Source organism: Brevibacterium sp. BDJS002 (assembly GCF_028201555.1).
In the GTDB taxonomy this organism is placed as follows: domain Bacteria; phylum Actinomycetota; class Actinomycetes; order Actinomycetales; family Brevibacteriaceae; genus Brevibacterium; species Brevibacterium aurantiacum.
Genome location: NZ_CP116392.1, coordinates 2,447,799 through 2,463,043 on the forward strand (window position 1 = coordinate 2,447,799; position 15,245 = coordinate 2,463,043).

12 protein-coding genes are annotated in these 15,245 nt (G+C 62.4%); 5 read left to right on the forward strand and 7 right to left on the reverse strand.

Annotation, left to right across the window (positions count from 1 at the left end; translation table 11 throughout):
* Window positions 1-91: 91 nt before the first annotated feature.
* Window positions 92-787: a hypothetical protein gene (locus PGC08_RS11515; protein ID WP_125188006.1), complete on the forward strand. Its 696-nt coding sequence runs from the start codon at window positions 92-94 to the stop codon at window positions 785-787.
* Window positions 788-857: 70 nt separating this feature from the next.
* Here the strand turns inward: PGC08_RS11515 and nadE are convergent, their stop codons facing one another.
* Both nadE and leuS read right to left on the reverse strand, forming a co-directional pair.
* The gene (gene nadE, locus PGC08_RS11520) at window positions 858-1,685 is read right to left on the reverse strand and encodes an ammonia-dependent NAD(+) synthetase (RefSeq protein ID WP_009881484.1); all 828 of its coding nucleotides are present in this window, start codon (window positions 1,683-1,685) and stop codon (window positions 858-860) included.
* A 41-nt stretch (window positions 1,686-1,726) separates the two neighbouring features.
* On the reverse strand, window positions 1,727-4,651 hold the full coding sequence (gene leuS, locus PGC08_RS11525; protein WP_009881485.1) for a leucine--tRNA ligase: 2,925 nt from the start codon (window positions 4,649-4,651) through the stop codon (window positions 1,727-1,729).
* Between the two features lie 190 nt (window positions 4,652-4,841).
* Here leuS and PGC08_RS11530 point away from each other — a divergent pair, with 190 nt between their 5' ends.
* Both PGC08_RS11530 and PGC08_RS11535 read left to right on the forward strand, forming a co-directional pair.
* The gene (locus tag PGC08_RS11530) at window positions 4,842-6,650 is read left to right on the forward strand and encodes an AMP-dependent synthetase/ligase (RefSeq protein WP_271708444.1); all 1,809 of its coding nucleotides are present in this window, start codon (window positions 4,842-4,844) and stop codon (window positions 6,648-6,650) included.
* 105 nt (window positions 6,651-6,755) lie between these two features.
* Window positions 6,756-7,793, forward strand: coding sequence for a glutathione S-transferase family protein (locus PGC08_RS11535; protein WP_009881487.1), 1,038 nt, complete (start codon window positions 6,756-6,758; stop codon window positions 7,791-7,793).
* A gap of 34 nt (window positions 7,794-7,827) precedes the next feature.
* Here PGC08_RS11535 and PGC08_RS11540 read toward each other — a convergent pair whose 3' ends face one another.
* A complete protein-coding gene (locus tag PGC08_RS11540) occupies window positions 7,828-8,574 on the reverse strand; it encodes a DedA family protein (RefSeq protein ID WP_050773327.1) in 747 nt (248 codons plus the stop codon).
* 102 nt (window positions 8,575-8,676) lie between these two features.
* Between PGC08_RS11540 and PGC08_RS11545 the strand changes: the two genes are divergently transcribed.
* The gene (locus PGC08_RS11545) at window positions 8,677-9,717 is read left to right on the forward strand and encodes a YhjD/YihY/BrkB family envelope integrity protein (protein ID WP_193086208.1); all 1,041 of its coding nucleotides are present in this window, start codon (window positions 8,677-8,679) and stop codon (window positions 9,715-9,717) included.
* Window positions 9,718-9,770: 53 nt separating this feature from the next.
* Window positions 9,771-11,198 carry a glyceraldehyde-3-phosphate dehydrogenase gene (locus PGC08_RS11550; RefSeq protein WP_271708445.1) on the forward strand — a complete coding sequence of 476 codons (1,428 nt, stop codon included), beginning with the start codon at window positions 9,771-9,773 and terminating at the stop codon, window positions 11,196-11,198.
* 105 nt (window positions 11,199-11,303) lie between these two features.
* On the opposite strand, the gene PGC08_RS11555 is transcribed toward PGC08_RS11550, so the two are convergent.
* The 4 genes from PGC08_RS11555 to PGC08_RS11570 are packed head-to-tail and all read right to left on the reverse strand — an operon-like array spanning window position 11,304 to window position 15,229.
* Window positions 11,304-11,903, reverse strand: coding sequence for a hypothetical protein (locus tag PGC08_RS11555; RefSeq protein ID WP_193078152.1), 600 nt, complete (start codon window positions 11,901-11,903; stop codon window positions 11,304-11,306).
* Window positions 11,900-12,865 carry a D-2-hydroxyacid dehydrogenase gene (locus PGC08_RS11560; protein ID WP_114319708.1) on the reverse strand — a complete coding sequence of 322 codons (966 nt, stop codon included), beginning with the start codon at window positions 12,863-12,865 and terminating at the stop codon, window positions 11,900-11,902. The genes PGC08_RS11555 and PGC08_RS11560 overlap by 4 nt, the downstream gene beginning before the upstream one ends.
* Window positions 12,807-14,573, reverse strand: coding sequence for an MDR family MFS transporter (locus PGC08_RS11565; RefSeq protein ID WP_226829430.1), 1,767 nt, complete (start codon window positions 14,571-14,573; stop codon window positions 12,807-12,809). The genes PGC08_RS11560 and PGC08_RS11565 overlap by 59 nt, the downstream gene beginning before the upstream one ends.
* 11 nt (window positions 14,574-14,584) lie before the next feature.
* Entirely contained in the window at window positions 14,585-15,229 is a 645-nt protein-coding gene (locus PGC08_RS11570) for a TetR/AcrR family transcriptional regulator (RefSeq protein WP_009881494.1), read from the reverse strand.
* Between the last annotated feature and the right edge of the window lie 16 nt (window positions 15,230-15,245).

Genomic DNA, 15,245 nt, shown 5'->3' on the forward strand with positions numbered 1-15,245 from the left:
GTGTTCTCCCTGCTTCGTCCCGGCATTTCAGCCACACTATATGCCACTAGGTTCCACGATATCTGCAGGTTGAAACAGTACCCTTGGAAATGTGAAGCGTTTCTTGGATTTCCTGACCAACTCCCCCGCCGCGGTGACGTTCGCGGTGCTCAGCGTGCTGGGCATCGTGGCCTTCGCCATTCCCGGTCTGCACCCGTTCGCCTGGATCATCGGCCTCGTGCTGTGCCTGGGCGTCATCATTGCCCTGCTCCTCTTCCACGGTGAGTGGCGGCGTGCGCAGATACAGATCGATGCGCTGCGCCAACTGCTCAGCACCGAGCGCGGACGTCTCGACACACTGGGACTGACACACGTCGATGAGGAGGTCACTGCGCTGCCCGACGAGGAGCGAGCACAGCGGATCCTGGGTCTGCTCCCGGACTCGGCCGGACTGGTGCAGTCACTGCGTCTTGATGCGACCTTCGGATCTCTCGAGGTCGACGAGCTCGAACCTCTGCACACGTTCAGGCAGGAATTCGCGAAGTCCAGCTTCGACAATCCGCGTTCGCACACCGCTTTCATGAATCTCTATCGGGCAGCTGAGGCCCTGTCGATCTGGGTCAACGAAGAGACACGGCAGCTTGCCAGCGATAAGACGAAGCGAGAGATCCGGCCCGGTGACTCCCGCAAGGGCGGATGGAGAGAGTACACGGAGGCACGCAGTCGCGGCGAGAGCCTCGGCGACCGGTTCGTCTCCGCCCGCTGGGAGTTCAACCAGACAGCTTTGGAGCTCGGGCTCGTCGCCTGAGTCAAACACAGCCGAAATACACTGCTGGCGACGAACTCGATTGAGTTCGTCGCCAGCAGTGTATTCACCGTCAGTGGCGAATCCACCACGAATCTGTCGGAGCCACAGGGGTGCGACGCTTGTGCTCGGTGGCGCGGTACTTCTCAATGAGGAGAGAAGCGGCCGCCTTCTCGATGTCTCTGCCCTCAAGGAAGTCATCGATCTGGTCGTAGCTGAGTCCCAGAGATGATTCATCGGTCTGGCCCGGTGCATCGTCGAGCAGATCGGCTGTCGGAACTTTCCGCACCAGATGTTCTGGGGCGCCGAGGTGGTCGAGCAGTGCACGGCCCTGCCGTTTGTTCAGCCCGGCCAGCGGCACCACATCGGCGGCTCCGTCACCGAATTTGGTGAAGAAGCCGGTGACGGCTTCGGCGGCATGATCGGTGCCTGCGACGAGGAGTCGCTTCTCCCCTGCCAGTTCGAATTGTGCGATCATCCGCATCCGAGCCTTCACGTTGCCCTTGCCGAAGTCGGTGATGGCCTCTCCGGTCGCGGTATTGTATTCGGCTGCGGCTGCGTCTGTGGCGGATCCGATGTTGATGACGAGTTCATGATCGGCTCGGATGAATTCCAACGCGTCCTGAGCATCACTCTCATCGGCCTGCACATGATGCGGCAAACGGATCGCCCAGAATTCGGCGGCTGCCCCCCGCCGCCGCAGCTCCTCGACCGCCAACTGGCACAGGCGTCCGGCCAGAGTCGAATCCTGTCCGCCGCTGATGCCCAAGGTGAGCCCCCTGACACCGGTGGTCAGGATGTAGTCGGCGAGGAACTCGACCCGCCGGGCGATCTCCGTCGCCGGATCGATTGTCGGTCTCACACCCAGTGCGTGCCGGATCTGGTCCCGAGTAGCTTCCATTGACATATGTGTTTTCACCCCTTCCGGGCAGACGCCGTATCTCAGGCGTCGGGGACGATATTGACCAGTTTGGGCGCACGCACGATGACCTTGCGCACTCCGGCCCCGTCGAGCGCCTTGAGCGCGTTCGGCGATTCCAGTGCCAGCTTCTCCAGCTCCTCGGCAGAGATATCGGGGTCGACCTCCAGTCGTGCCCGCACCTTGCCCTTGACCTGGACGACACAGGTGACCTGGTCGGCGACCAGATACTGTGGGTCGACCTCGGGGAAGGACGCGTAGGTCAGCGTCGAAGTGTGGCCCAGTTTCGCCCACAGCTCTTCGCCCAAGTGCGGCGCGAACGGAGAGAGCATGATGGTCAGCGGCTCGAGCACGTCGGCCGTGACACCGCCCTGCTTCGTCGCATGATTCGTGAGCACGATCAGCTTCGAGATCGCGGTGTTGAAACGCAGGTGGTCCATGTCCTCACGGACACCGTCGATGACCTGGTGGAGGACCTTGAGAGTCTCAGGATCGGCGACACCGTCCTTGATCACAGACTCACCCGTGGTCTCGTCCACGAAGAGACGCCACACGCGCTGCAGGAACCTCTGCGCACCGACGACTGCTCGTGTTTCCCAGGGGCGGGCCTGTTCGATGGGTCCCATCGACATCTCATACACGCGGAAGGTGTCGGCACCGTAGGCGTCGTACATCTCATCGGGCGAGACGGAGTTCTTCAGCGACTTGCCGATCTTGCCGTACTCACGGTTGACCTGCTCACCGTCGTACCAGAACGTCGACTCACCGTTGTCAGCGACGGTCTCTTCCACCTCGGCGGCGGGAACGTAGACGCCACGCGCATCGGTGTAGGCATAGGCCTGGATATAGCCCTGGTTGACCAGGCGGTGGAATGGCTCCGAGGAGGAGACATGCCCCAGGTCGAACAGAATCTTGTGCCAGAACCTGGAGTAGAGCAGGTGCAGAACCGAGTGCTCGGCGCCGCCGACGTAGAGGTCGGCTCCGCCGCGCGGCTTGGACTCGCGGGGCCCCAGCCAGTACTGCTCGTTCTCCGGATCGACCAGGCGTTCGGAGTTGTGCGGATCGGCGTAGCGCAGCTGATACCAAGACGATCCGGCCCAGTTGGGCATCGTGTTCGTCTCGCGGTAGTACTTCTGCGGCCCGTCGCCCAGGTCGAGTTCGACCTCGACCCAGTCGCGGTTGCGGCCCAGGGCCGGTTCCGGCTCACTGTCGGCGTCATCGGCGGCGAAGGTCCGCGGAGCGAATTCGTCGACCTCCGGCAGTTCGACGGGCAGCATAGAATCAGGCAGCGCGATGGGAGTCCCGGCCTCGTTGTAGACGATCGGGAACGGTTCGCCCCAGTAGCGCTGGCGTGAGAACAGCCAATCCCGCAGCCGGTACTGGGTCGATTCCGTGGCCAGCCCCTGGTCTGCCAGCCACGCTGTGATCTTGGCCTTGGCCGCTTCGACGTCGAGACCGTTGATGTCGATCTCGTCATTGGCTGAGTTGATCATGACGCCGGTGCCGGTGAACGGGGTGTCTTCGTCGTGGTCGGCAGGCGGCTGCACGGTGCGCACATAGGGCAGTCCGAAGGACTTCGCGAAGTCCCAGTCGCGGGCGTCCTCGGCAGGCACTGCCATGATCGCACCGGTGCCGTAGCCCATCAAGACGTAGTCGGCGATGAAGATCGGGATCTGTTCACCGGTTGCGGGGTTGACCGCGAATGAACCGGTGAAGATGCCGGTCTTGTCCTTGCTCTGCTGACGATCCGCGTCGGTCTTGGCCGCCGCATTGCGCTGGTAGGCGGAGATCGCCTCGGCGGGGGTGGATTCTCCACCGCGCCAGCCTTCGGGAGTCTGCTCGTCCCACTGGGCCGCGGTCAGCTGCTCCACCTGCGGATGTTCGGGGCTGAGCACGAGGTAGGTGGCACCGAACAGGGTGTCGGGTCGGGTCGTGTAGACCTCGACCTGAGTCTCCGAGGCGGCCACGGGCAGTCGCAGCAGGGCACCCTTGGACCGGCCGATCCAGTTGGTCTGCATGCTGCGCACCGCGCTCGGCCAGTCCAGCGAGTCCAGATCGTCGATGAGACGGTCGGCATAGGCTGTGATGCGCATGTTCCACTGCCGCAGGCGGCGAGTGTAGACGGGGAAGTTGCCGCGTTCGGACAGTCCCTCGGCGGTGACCTCTTCGTTTGCGAGCACGGTGCCCAGACCGGGGCACCAGTTGACCGGCGACTCCGAGACGTAGGCCAGGCGGTAGCCCTGCAGGACATCTTCCTGCTCGGCGGGGCTCAGCTGAGTCCAGGGGCGGCCGTCGGGTGTCTGTCGGGTGCCCTGGGCGAACTGGTCGATCAGGGTTCCGATCGGTCGCGCCGCACCACGTGAGTTCTCACCTGCGGTACTTGCCTCCGGGTCATACCAGGAGTTGAAGATCTGCAGGAAGATCCACTGGGTCCACCGAACGAAGTCGTCGTCAGTGGTCGCGAAGCTGCGGCGGGCATCATGGGCCAGGCCCAGGCGTCGCAGCTGTCGGGTCATGTTGGTGATGTTGGCATCGGTGGTGATGCGCGGGTGCTGCCCGGTCTGGACGGCGTACAGATCGGCGGGCAGACCGAAGGCGTCGTAGGACAGTGCGTGCATGACGTTGTGCCCGCGCATCCGCTGATACCGCCCGTAGACATCCGTGCCCAGGTATCCCAGGGGGTGGCCGACGTGCAGCCCCGCTCCCGAGGGGTAGGGGAACATGTCCATGATGTAGAGGGACTCACGCTCGCCGAGGTTCTTAGGCGGTCCGTAGCTGGAGTCGACGTCCTGCAGACCGAGACCTGCACCAGCCTGGCTGAGATCACCGGTGGGATTCGGGGCGTGGAATGTTCCCGCCTGTTCCCATGTGTGCTGCCATGACTTCTCGATCTTTTCGGCCAGCCCCGCATCGTAGCGGAAACCGGTCTCTTCAGGGTTCGTCGTCATTACCTTCCTTCACTGAATGGACGTGAGCGGGTTTCGACCATCGTACTCTGAACAATCCCCGCTTCGGCTTGACTAGACTGGCCCAGAGAGCCGCGATGAGGGTTTGAGCTGCAAAACGTGAGCGATTTCACCTCACAGCCCAGGACCAGTAGTATGACCGGGCAGTAACTTATGCCCCAAAGGAGAGCTCATGAGCCCAGCGACAATGCCCCAATCGACCACTCCAGTTGTCGGCTTCAAGGTCGATAGGACGTCATCGACGACCGATGTCTTCCTCGCGAAGGCTGCCGAAGACCCGAACCTGCCGCTGCTGGCCAAACCGGTTGACAACGGCTGGGACGAAGTCAGCGCCGGAGAATTCCTGACCCAGGTCCGAACCGCAGCCAAGGGGCTCATCGCCTCCGGCGTCGAGGTCGGAGACCGGATCGCCATCTTCGGCCCCACCTCCTTCGAATGGACTCTCAGCGACTATGCCGTGTGGTTCGCCGGTGGAATCTCCGTGCCGTTCTACGACACCTCCTCGGAATCTCAGCTTGCCTGGATGATCAAGGACGCCGCGGTCGGACGCGGTCTCGTCAGCACCCGTGAGCATGCCGACCGAGTTGAAGCCGCCGCAGCCGCTGCCGGAGTTGCCGCCCCACAGCTGTGGGTCTGGGACCAGGGCGCTTTCTCCGAACTCGAAACCACCGGACGACAGATCAGTGATGATGTGCTCGAGGCCGCACGCTCACAGGTCACCGGCGACTCGGTTGCCACTCTCATCTACACCTCCGGCACCACAGGTAAGCCCAAGGGCTGTGTCCTCACACATGGGAACTTCGTCCAGACCGTGCAGGCTGCCCAGGAACAGATCCCCGAGATCTTCTCGCACGGCATGCGCGCCCTGCTGTTCCTGCCTCAGGCACACGTCTTCGCCCGCTTCATCGAGGTCCTCTCGGTCAGCTCCGGTGCCCTGTTGGCCCACCAGTCCGACCTGACGAAGCTCACAGACGCACTCGGCAGCTTCCGACCCTCGTTCATCCTCGGAGTCCCCCGCGTCTTCGAGAAGGTCTTCAACTCCGCACTGGCCACGGCCGAATCCGGCGGCAAGGAGAAGATCTTCCGTCAGGCGGAGCGGGTCGCAGTCGCCTACTCCAAGGCCATGGATGCCGAGAAGATCCCCGTCTCACTCAAGCTCCAGCACGCACTCTTCGACAAGCTCGTGTATTCGAAGCTCCGTACGGTCATGGGCAACAACGTCAGCGCCGCTGTCTCCGGTGGCGGTCCTCTCGGCGCCCACCTCGGCCACTTCTTCCGGGGCGTCGGCCTCGTCGTCCTCGAAGGTTACGGTCTTACGGAAACGACAGCTCCGATCACCGTCAACGTGCCTGAGAAGGCCAAGATCGGCACCGTCGGCGTTCCCCTGCCCGGTGTGAGCGTGGCCATCGCCCCTGACGGCGAGATCCTCGCCAAGGGCGTCCCCGTCTTCCGCGAGTACTGGAACAACCAGGAGGCCACCGACAAGGAGTTCCACGACGGCTGGTTCTCCACCGGCGATCTCGGTTCGCTCGATGAAGACGGATACCTCACGATCAGCGGACGTAAGAAGGAGATCATCGTCACTTCGAGCGGAAAGAACATCGCACCGGCACCACTTGAAGATGCCCTGCGTCGCCACCCGCTCATCGGCCAGCCCGTCGTCGTCGGCGACAACCGCAAGTACATCTCAGCGCTGATCTTCCTCGACTCGGAGATGCTGCCCACCTGGTTGAAGAACAACGGTCTGCCCGAGATGGATCTGCCTCAGGCAGCGGACGACGAAACAGTGCGAGCCGCCGTCGAAAAGGCAGTCGAAACCGTCAACAGAACGGTGTCACGGGCCGAAGGCATCAAGAAGTTCACAATCCTGCCCGTCGAGCTCTCCGAAGACAACGGATACCTGTCGGCGAAGCAGTCGGTCAAGCGCCACCTCGTCGGCAAAGACTTCGCAGCCGACATCGACGGACTCTATGCCGACTGACCGCTCCGCGGTGGACTGACTCCGTGCCGACTGACCGCGTTGCGGTCGACGGAAGTAGGCTGGGACTGTGCGAGATGAACAAGGCACTTTCCGAAGGAGATGACAATGTCCGATGACAGCAGCCAGATGAACAGCTATGTGGCCAAGGGCGAGGCATTCGACCGGGACACGAACTACATCGAGGACCGAATCCTTGCCGATCCCGACTCCCAGTGGCCGGTCGAGCCGGGTCGATACCGACTCATCGCCGCGCGAGCCTGCCCGTGGGCGAATCGAACGATCATCGTCCGCAGGCTGTTGGGCCTTGAAGACGTCATCTCCATCGGCATGCCGGGGCCCACACACGATGCACGGTCGTGGACCTTCGACCTCGATCCCGGCGGCGTCGACCCGGTGCTGGGCATCGAGCGCCTGCAGCAGGCGTTCTTTGCCCGGTTCCCGGACTACCCGCGCGGAATCACGGTTCCTGCCATGGTCGACATCGCCAGCGGCGCAGTCGTGACCAACGACTTCCCACAGATCACCGAAGACTTCTCCTCACAGTGGAAGCAGTATCACCGCGCCGGCGCCCCTGATCTCTGGCCCGAGGAGTCTCGGGACGAGATGGAGAAGGTCATGCGCCTGATCTACACCGAGATCAACAACGGCGTCTACCGCTGCGGCTTCGCGGGGTCGCAGGAGGCCTACGAAGCCGCCTTCGACCGACTGTTCACCGCCCTGGACACCATCGAAGAGCGTCTGAGCCATTCCCGGTATCTCATGGGAGGCTCCATCACCGAGGCGGATGTCCGTCTCTTCACCACTCTGGTTCGCTTCGACCCGGTCTACTTCGGTCATTTCAAGTGCAACCGCCAGACCCTGCGCGATTTCGAGAATCTCTGGGGCTATGCCCGCGATCTCTACCAGACGCCGGGCTTCGGTGACACTGTGGACTTCACCCAGATCAAACAGCACTACTACATCGTCCACGTCGATGTGAACCCGACGCAGGTCGTCCCCAAGGGCCCTGACCTCTCCGGCTGGCTCTCGCCTCACGGTCGGGAGAAGCTGGGCGGTTCACCCTTCGGCGAAGGCACCGCGCCCGGGCCGGTGCGCGCCGGTGAGGAAGTTCCCGAGGAGCACACCGCAGCAGCCTGGCTGTGATGGCCGCAGCTGCGAACTGAACCTAACCGAAGGCTCAGCCCCCATACGGGTCGGCTGGGCCTTCGGTGTCTTCGCCAGCGGCATCGGTGCGATCCGCGGCCTTGGCTCGTGAGCGCTTGCGGATCTTGAGCACGATCCACACCACAACGAAGACGACCACAGCAATGATGACCAGAGTCTGGAAGTAACCGGCGTAGGTCTCCACGATCGACCAGTTCTCACCGAGGTAGAAGCCGGCGACGATGAGAATGGTGTTCCAGATCGCGCTGCCGGCCGTGGTCAGCACCAGGAACTTGATGATCGACATGTTCCGCATGCCTGCGGGGATGGAGATCAGAGACCGGAAGATCGGAACCATCCGACCGAAGAACACGGCCTTGTCACCGTGCTTGTCGAACCAGCCGACCGTCTTGTGCACATCGTCGACGTCGACGAGCGGCATCTTCACTGCGATGCGGGAGATGCGCTCAAGACCGATCCATTTGCCCAAGGCCCACAGGATCACCGCGCCGACGACGGAGCCCACGGTCGCGAAGATGATCGCCAAGACGATGTTCATGCTTCCCTGGCTGGCGGTGAAGCCCGCCAGCGGCAGCACCAGCTCACTGGGAATGGGTGGGAAGATATTGTCCAAGAACACCAAGAACCCGACGCCGAGAGGACCCAGCGCCTCCATGAGCCTCACCGCCCAGCCGGAGAAGCCACTGAGATTCTCCGCCGCTGAGGAGCCAGCGGAGAGCAGCAGATCTGTGGACGGGGCAGTCGAAAATAATGTCGGCATGGTCAAAAGTCTAGATTGGAGGCGCGGCCCACCCCTCTCAGGACGCTCCCAGCGGTTAGTGTTGAAACAGACACCTGCGGGTCAAGATCGAAGGAGCACGAAGTGGCACCAGCCAAAGTACTGGCCTCACGCAACACCGTCGCCGAAGTCGGCCACAACGCCATCACCCAGCCGGGACCCGCCCACCTGATGCGGGCCGTCAAGCGCTTCGGTGAACGGTTGGGCAACCAGTTCGGTGCGGCCATCACCTACTTCCTGGTCCTCGCAGTCATGCCCATCGCGATGTTCACCTTCGCGAGCCTCGGATTCGTCCTCGATGTCCTCAAACCCGAGCTCCTCCCCGTCGTCGTCGAGCAGATCGAGGCTCAGGTAGGCGGCAACTCGTCACTGACGGAACAGCTTGAGAGCTTCCTCACCAGTTGGCAGTCGGTCGGCATCATCGCCATCCTGGCTGCCCTCTACACAGGACAGGGATTCATCGGCAACCTCGGTGCTGCTGTGCGAGCTCAACTCCACGCGGACTTCGACGATGTCATCGAAGACAAGTCGTTCGTCAAGAAGTTCCTCAACAACGTCGTGACTTTGCTGGGGCTTATCATCGGCCTGCTGCTCACCGTGGCGTTGACCGTCGTCGGCGCCGGCTTAGGGTCCGTCATCAGCGACCTGCTCAGCCTTCCCGGCTGGGCGAGGGCCCTCTTGGTCATCATCCCGCCCCTCATCACCTTCGGTGCCGCGTGGTTGATCTTCATGTTCCTCTTCACCATGCTGCCCGACCACCCGGTGGGCAAAAGGGCCAAGATCCGGGGCTCCCTCATCGGTGCTCTGGCCTTCACCATTCTCATCAACTTCGCCACGGTCCTCGTCGACCTCTTCTCCGGCAACAAGGCTGCTGGTGTCTTCGGTTCGATCATCGCGATCATGCTCACGATGAATGTCTTCGCCCGCATCATCCTCTTCGTCGCCGCTTGGATCGGCACCGCGACGCCACCGCGCCCGCAGGAGGATTCCACGCCCGAATACCGCTTCGTCGAACCGAGAGTCCAGATCCAGAGCCTGGGTGCGCTGCTGGCCGGCGCTGGCATCATCGCGCTGACTCTGCTCGGATTCCGACGACTCGATGAGCGCCAGACGAAACACGAGTAGACAACGCGTTAGACTGAGCGAGAATTCGCCAACTGACCGAGGAGACACGACCTTTGACTGATGCAACGACGGCTCGCCTGAACGAATGGGCGAACAAGCAGACTGCCGCCGAAGAACTCATTCCACTGACCGGACGACTTTACCGTGAGAACGATGTGCTGCTGACGCTGTTCGGCCGTTCTCTGCTGAATAAGTCGGTGACCGGGATGATCAAGGCTCACCGTTATGCCCGCCACTTCCTCGGCGAGGATCTCGACATCGAAGAGACCCTGAAGATCGTCCGCGCTCTGACCGAACTCGATCTCGGTCCCACTCGAATCGACTTGGGTCGCCTCATCCAGAAGCTGCAGGACCAGTCGGCCTCGGTCAAGGACTTCCTCTCCACGGAGCTGGCATCGGTCACCGGAGGCAATGCTGAAGAAGGCGCCGTTCGCGATGTCGTCCTCTACGGCTTCGGTCGCATCGGTCGCCTGCTCGCCCGCATCCTCATCGATCGTGCCGGCGGCACGGGGATGCGCCTGCGTGCGATCGTCGTCCGCAAGGGCAGCGATGATGACATCGTCAAGCGTGCCTCGCTCCTGCGCCGCGATTCCGTTCACGGCAGCTTCGACGGCAGCATCGTCGTCGACGAAGAGGCCAACACGATCCAGGCCAACGGAACCCTGATCCAGGTCATCTACTCCAACGATCCTTCTCAGGTCGACTACACCGAATACGGCATCAACGATGCGATCATCGTCGACAACACGGGAATCTGGCGTGACGAGGAGAGCCTGTCCAAGCACCTGGCCTGCCCGGGTGCCTCGAAGGTCCTCCTCACCGCGCCCGGCAAGGGCGAGGTCAAGAACATCGTCTACGGCGTCAATGACGCGGCCATCCTCGAAGAGGACACGGTGATGTCAGCGGCTTCGTGCACCACGAACGCGATCACCCCTGTGCTCAAGGCCCTCCATGACAAGTACGGGGTCCGAAACGGTCACGTCGAGACGGTGCATTCGTTCACCAACGACCAGAACCTCATCGACAACTTCCACAAGGGCTCCCGTCGTGGTCGTGCCGCCGGACTCAATATGGTGCTCACAGAGACCGGTGCTGCCAAGGCAGTGGCGAAGGCTCTTCCCGAGCTCAAGGGCAAGCTCTCGGGCAATGCGATCCGCGTTCCCACTCCGAACGTGTCGATGGCGATCCTCAACCTCAACCTTGAGAAAGCCACGAGCGTCGATGAGCTCAACGCATTCCTGCGTGAGACCTCGATGAATTCGGAACTGCGCAACCAGATCGACTATGTCTCCTCCCCCGAGCTCGTCTCCAGCGACCTCGTCGGCTCGAAGCGGGCCGGTGTCGTCGATGGTCTGGCCACGATCGTCGACGATGACCGTGTCGTCGTCTACGTCTGGTACGACAACGAGTTCGGCTACAGCTGCCAGGTGATCCGCTGCGTGGCGAAGATGGCCGGGGTCGACGTTCCCGCCCTCCCCTGATCTGATCGTCAGCGCTCCGATCCTCTGATCGGATGATGAAACGCCCGCAGCCTGAATGGCTGCGGGCGTTTGTTCGTCTCTGAGTCTTTGGTGATGGATGCGCGCTCAGGCTCGGTCCTGGCCTGCCTTCTCATTCTCCATCGCTTCGTGGAGCCAGATAGGGGTGTAGGTGCTGAACCGTTTGGCCAGTTCGTCGTCGCTGTCGAGGATGACGGCGAAGCGATCATCGGCGGTGGAGAGCTCATTGGCCCAGATCGGACCCAGGCAGGCCAGAACGGCACACGCCAGGACGATGGCGATGGCCAGGATCGGTGTCGCCGTGAACAGCATCCATCCGAACAGAAGCCCGAGCACCGCGAAGCCGATCGCGACCGCCATTCCCGCGTTGCGGGTTCTCGGAGCTTTGGCGCGGGCGGGTTTGGCCGAGGCCACCGAGTCAAGGACGTCACGATTGATCCTCGTCCAGGCGAGGATCGCCCCCAGTGCACAGACGATTCCGATCATGATGAGGCTGAACGCGGAGAACAGCAGGACCGTGTCCACCCGAGTCCCCTGCGCCTGCATCGCCGCACCGATTCCGGCGACGAGCATGGCCAGAGCCAAGACCAGCATGCTCAGCAGTCGCGCTCGGCGCACCGCGATGAGCTCGCTGACAACTCGAGCGAGGTATGCCCGTTCATCAGCATGGTCAGACTTCTCGCTCATCGCACGTATCCCGCTGCTTTGTCGACCGTGTGCGGGAATGCCTCACCTGCCATGTGCTTGTCGAAGAGGTCGACGAACTGGTTGGCCAGACGCATGCGCCATCCGTCGGTGTCCCCGCTCATGTGCGGGGTGACGATGACGTTGTCCGCCTGCCACAGCGGATGATCGGCGGGCAGTGGCTCTTCGTCGAAGACGTCGAGTCCGGCGCCGGCGATCTGGCCCGTCTCAAGTGCGTTCACGAGGTCGGAGGTGACGACTCCCTCCCCACGACCGACATTGACGAAGTAGGCGTCCGAGTCCATGGCGGCGAACACCTCGGCGTCGATGAGGTTCCTCGTCTTCTCCGTCAGCGGTGCAATGTTGATCACCCAGTCGACTCCCGACAGATGCGAACTCAGCTGAGCCGAGTCGATGACGGTTCCGAAGTCGGCGTCACCGGTCCGAGCACGGCTGCCGGCTCCGGTGACGTTGACGTCGAGTGCGCTCAGTACTCTGGCGATCTCTCGCCCGATCGACCCGGTTCCGACGACCATGGCATGGGATCCGGCGAGGTTCTTCGTCGATCGACGATTCCAGGTCGATGTTTTCTGGTCCTGGAGCGAACCCAGCGAGTTCTTCGCATGGATGAGGATGTAGTTGAGGACGAACTCCGCGATCGGCCGGTCGAAGATCCCCCGCGCATTGGTGACGACGACCTCCGAGGCCGACAGCTCATCGAAGAGCAGCGAGTCGACTCCGGCCGCAGCCGCATGGATCCACTTCAGGCTGTCAGCACGGTCGAACTCGCTGCGCAGCGCTTTGGAGAAGAAGTCCCAGAGCAGGAGAACATCGGTGCCGGGGAGAGCGGAGCCGAGGTCCTGTGCCTCGACGATCCGCAGTTCGACTCCCTCCCTGTGACCGAGGTCAGTCAGCTGGTCGGGAATCTCCGTCCCCGGGGCGTTGAGTATTGTCAGTACCGTCATGAGTCGACTCCTTCAGCCTAGCCTTCTCCGCCAGACTATCGGATGTGACGGCGTGAGACGCGGACGAATCCGCGTGGCTCGCAGAGGAGTCAGCACCGACCGTGACGAGCTCGCGCTTTGCAGGGTCGGCCTTGAGCGTCTGCGCCAATGGCGTGTTGGGCAGGAAGCACAGGAAGACGAACCCGAGGACTGCCAGTGGGGCGACCCACAGGAACAGCGGCACCAGGGCGTCGTTGTACGACGTGATGATGAGACTGTGCAGCGGCTCAGGCAGGTCGGCAACGATCTGGGGTGTGAGCCCCGTCGAGGAGACCTTCGGCAGCGGCTGTGAGGGTGCGGCCTTGGCGAGCTCACCCATACCGTCCTTGATGTTGTCCAGGAGGCGCTGCGTGAAGACCGACCCGATGAAGGCCATGCCCAGGGTCGCTCCGACCTGGCGGAAGTAGTTGTTCGACGCGGTGGCTGTGCCGACCATGGCAACGGGGAAGGCATTCTGGACGACGAGCACGAGCGTCTGCATGCTCAGACCCAGTCCGAGTCCCAGCAGAGCCAAGCAGCCCATGGTCTCCCACGGGGCGCTTTCGGCCTTGAGCTGCGAGAGCAGCACCAGAGAGGCGGCCATGATCAGGATGCCCATGAGCGGGTACTTCTTGTACTTGCCGGTGCGCGAGACGACGAAGCCGATGAGGGTCGAGGAGATGAGCATCGTGCCCATCATGGGAACCATCATCAGTCCGGCCACTGTGGCGTCGATTCCGTGGACCATCTGCAGGTAGGTGGGCATGTAGGACAGGACACCGAACATGCCGATGCCGATGAACAGGCCGGCGATGGTGCACAGCAGGAAGTCACGGTTCTTGAACAGGTACATCGGGATGACCGGTTCGCTGACCTTGAGCTCGACGAAGATGAAACCGACGATGGAGAGAGCTCCGACGATGATGAGTCCGTTGATCTGCCATGAGCCCCATTCGTAGTCGTGCCCGCCCCAGGCGGAGACGAGGACGATGCAGGAAGTGACGATCGAGATCAGGGCCATACCGATGACGTCGATCTTCGGGCGTGGTCCGGGGGCACGCTTGGGCACCTTGAGGAAGATGGCGGCAGCGAAGAGAGCGATGATGCCGAGTGGGAAGTTGATGGCGAAGGCCCAGCGCCAGCCGGGTCCTTCTGTCAGCCAGCCGCCGATGAGGGGACCTGCGACCGAGGACACTGCGAAGGCGGATCCCATGATTCCCATGTACTTGCCGCGTTCACGTGCGGGAACCACGGAGGCGATGATGGACTGCGAGAGGATCATCATGCCACCGCCGCCGATGCCCTGGAGCACACGACCGAAGATGAGCATGCCCATATCGTTGGCGATGAGCGCGAAGACCGAGCCGAGCAGGAAGCAGCTGATCGCGAACATGAACAGCGGCTTGCGACCGAACAGGTCCCCGACCTTGCCGTAGATGGGCATCATGATCGTCGAGGCGAGCATGAATGCGGTGGAGACCCACAGCATCTGGTCGACGCCGTCGAGTTCACCGACAATTGTCGGCAGGGCGGTCGCCAGCACCGTCTGGTTGAGGGAGAACATGAACATGGCGATCATGAGTCCCACGAAGAGCAGGATGATCGCAGATGTCTTCATCTGCTCTGGCTCGCTGCTGTCTTCCGGGGTCTTCGGCATCTCCCCGGTTCGCAGTCCTTGATTGCTTCTCATTTCAGCCTTTGTCATAGTCGGTCCAGAACCTTGAGGAAGAGTCCCAATGATTCTTCGAAGAGTGGTTGTGTGCCGGTTTTCTCGTCAATGCGCTCGGGTGAGCGTTTGACCGTCTGTCCAGCATGGTTCAGGGGCACCCGGCACAGTTGGGTGAGCATCCTGGCGCTGCGCCAGGCCGATTCTTCAGTGGAGAACTCTTGGCCCAGAAAGCGCAGACGCGCCAGCACGTGTTCGGCCACGAGCTCTTCCAGGGCCTCGGCCCGGTCAAAGCGCTTGCTGACAAGCTCCGGATAGCGGGCGAACAGCTTCCTGCGACGGGCCGGCAGGCTGGGATCCATCGATCCCATGAGCAGCACCTCGCGGACGAAGCGGGCAGTGTCCTCGGCCAGATTCTCCACCCCGGAATCGGAGTGGACGTAGTCATCGACCAGTGTGGCGTCGATGTTGGATTCGTCGAGGCCGACGATGGCGTCTTCCTTCGTCGCGTAGTAGTTGAAGAAGGTTCGTGTGGAGACGCCGACGTCGGCGGCGATGTTCGCCACCGTCGCGCATTCGAGTCCTTCATCGAGAACCCGAGTGATCGCCGCGTCATGCAGCGCATGACGCGTCTGGCGGGCCTTTTTGGCACGGAGGGATTCGGGTTCGGATTCACGCATGAGACCATTTTTGCAT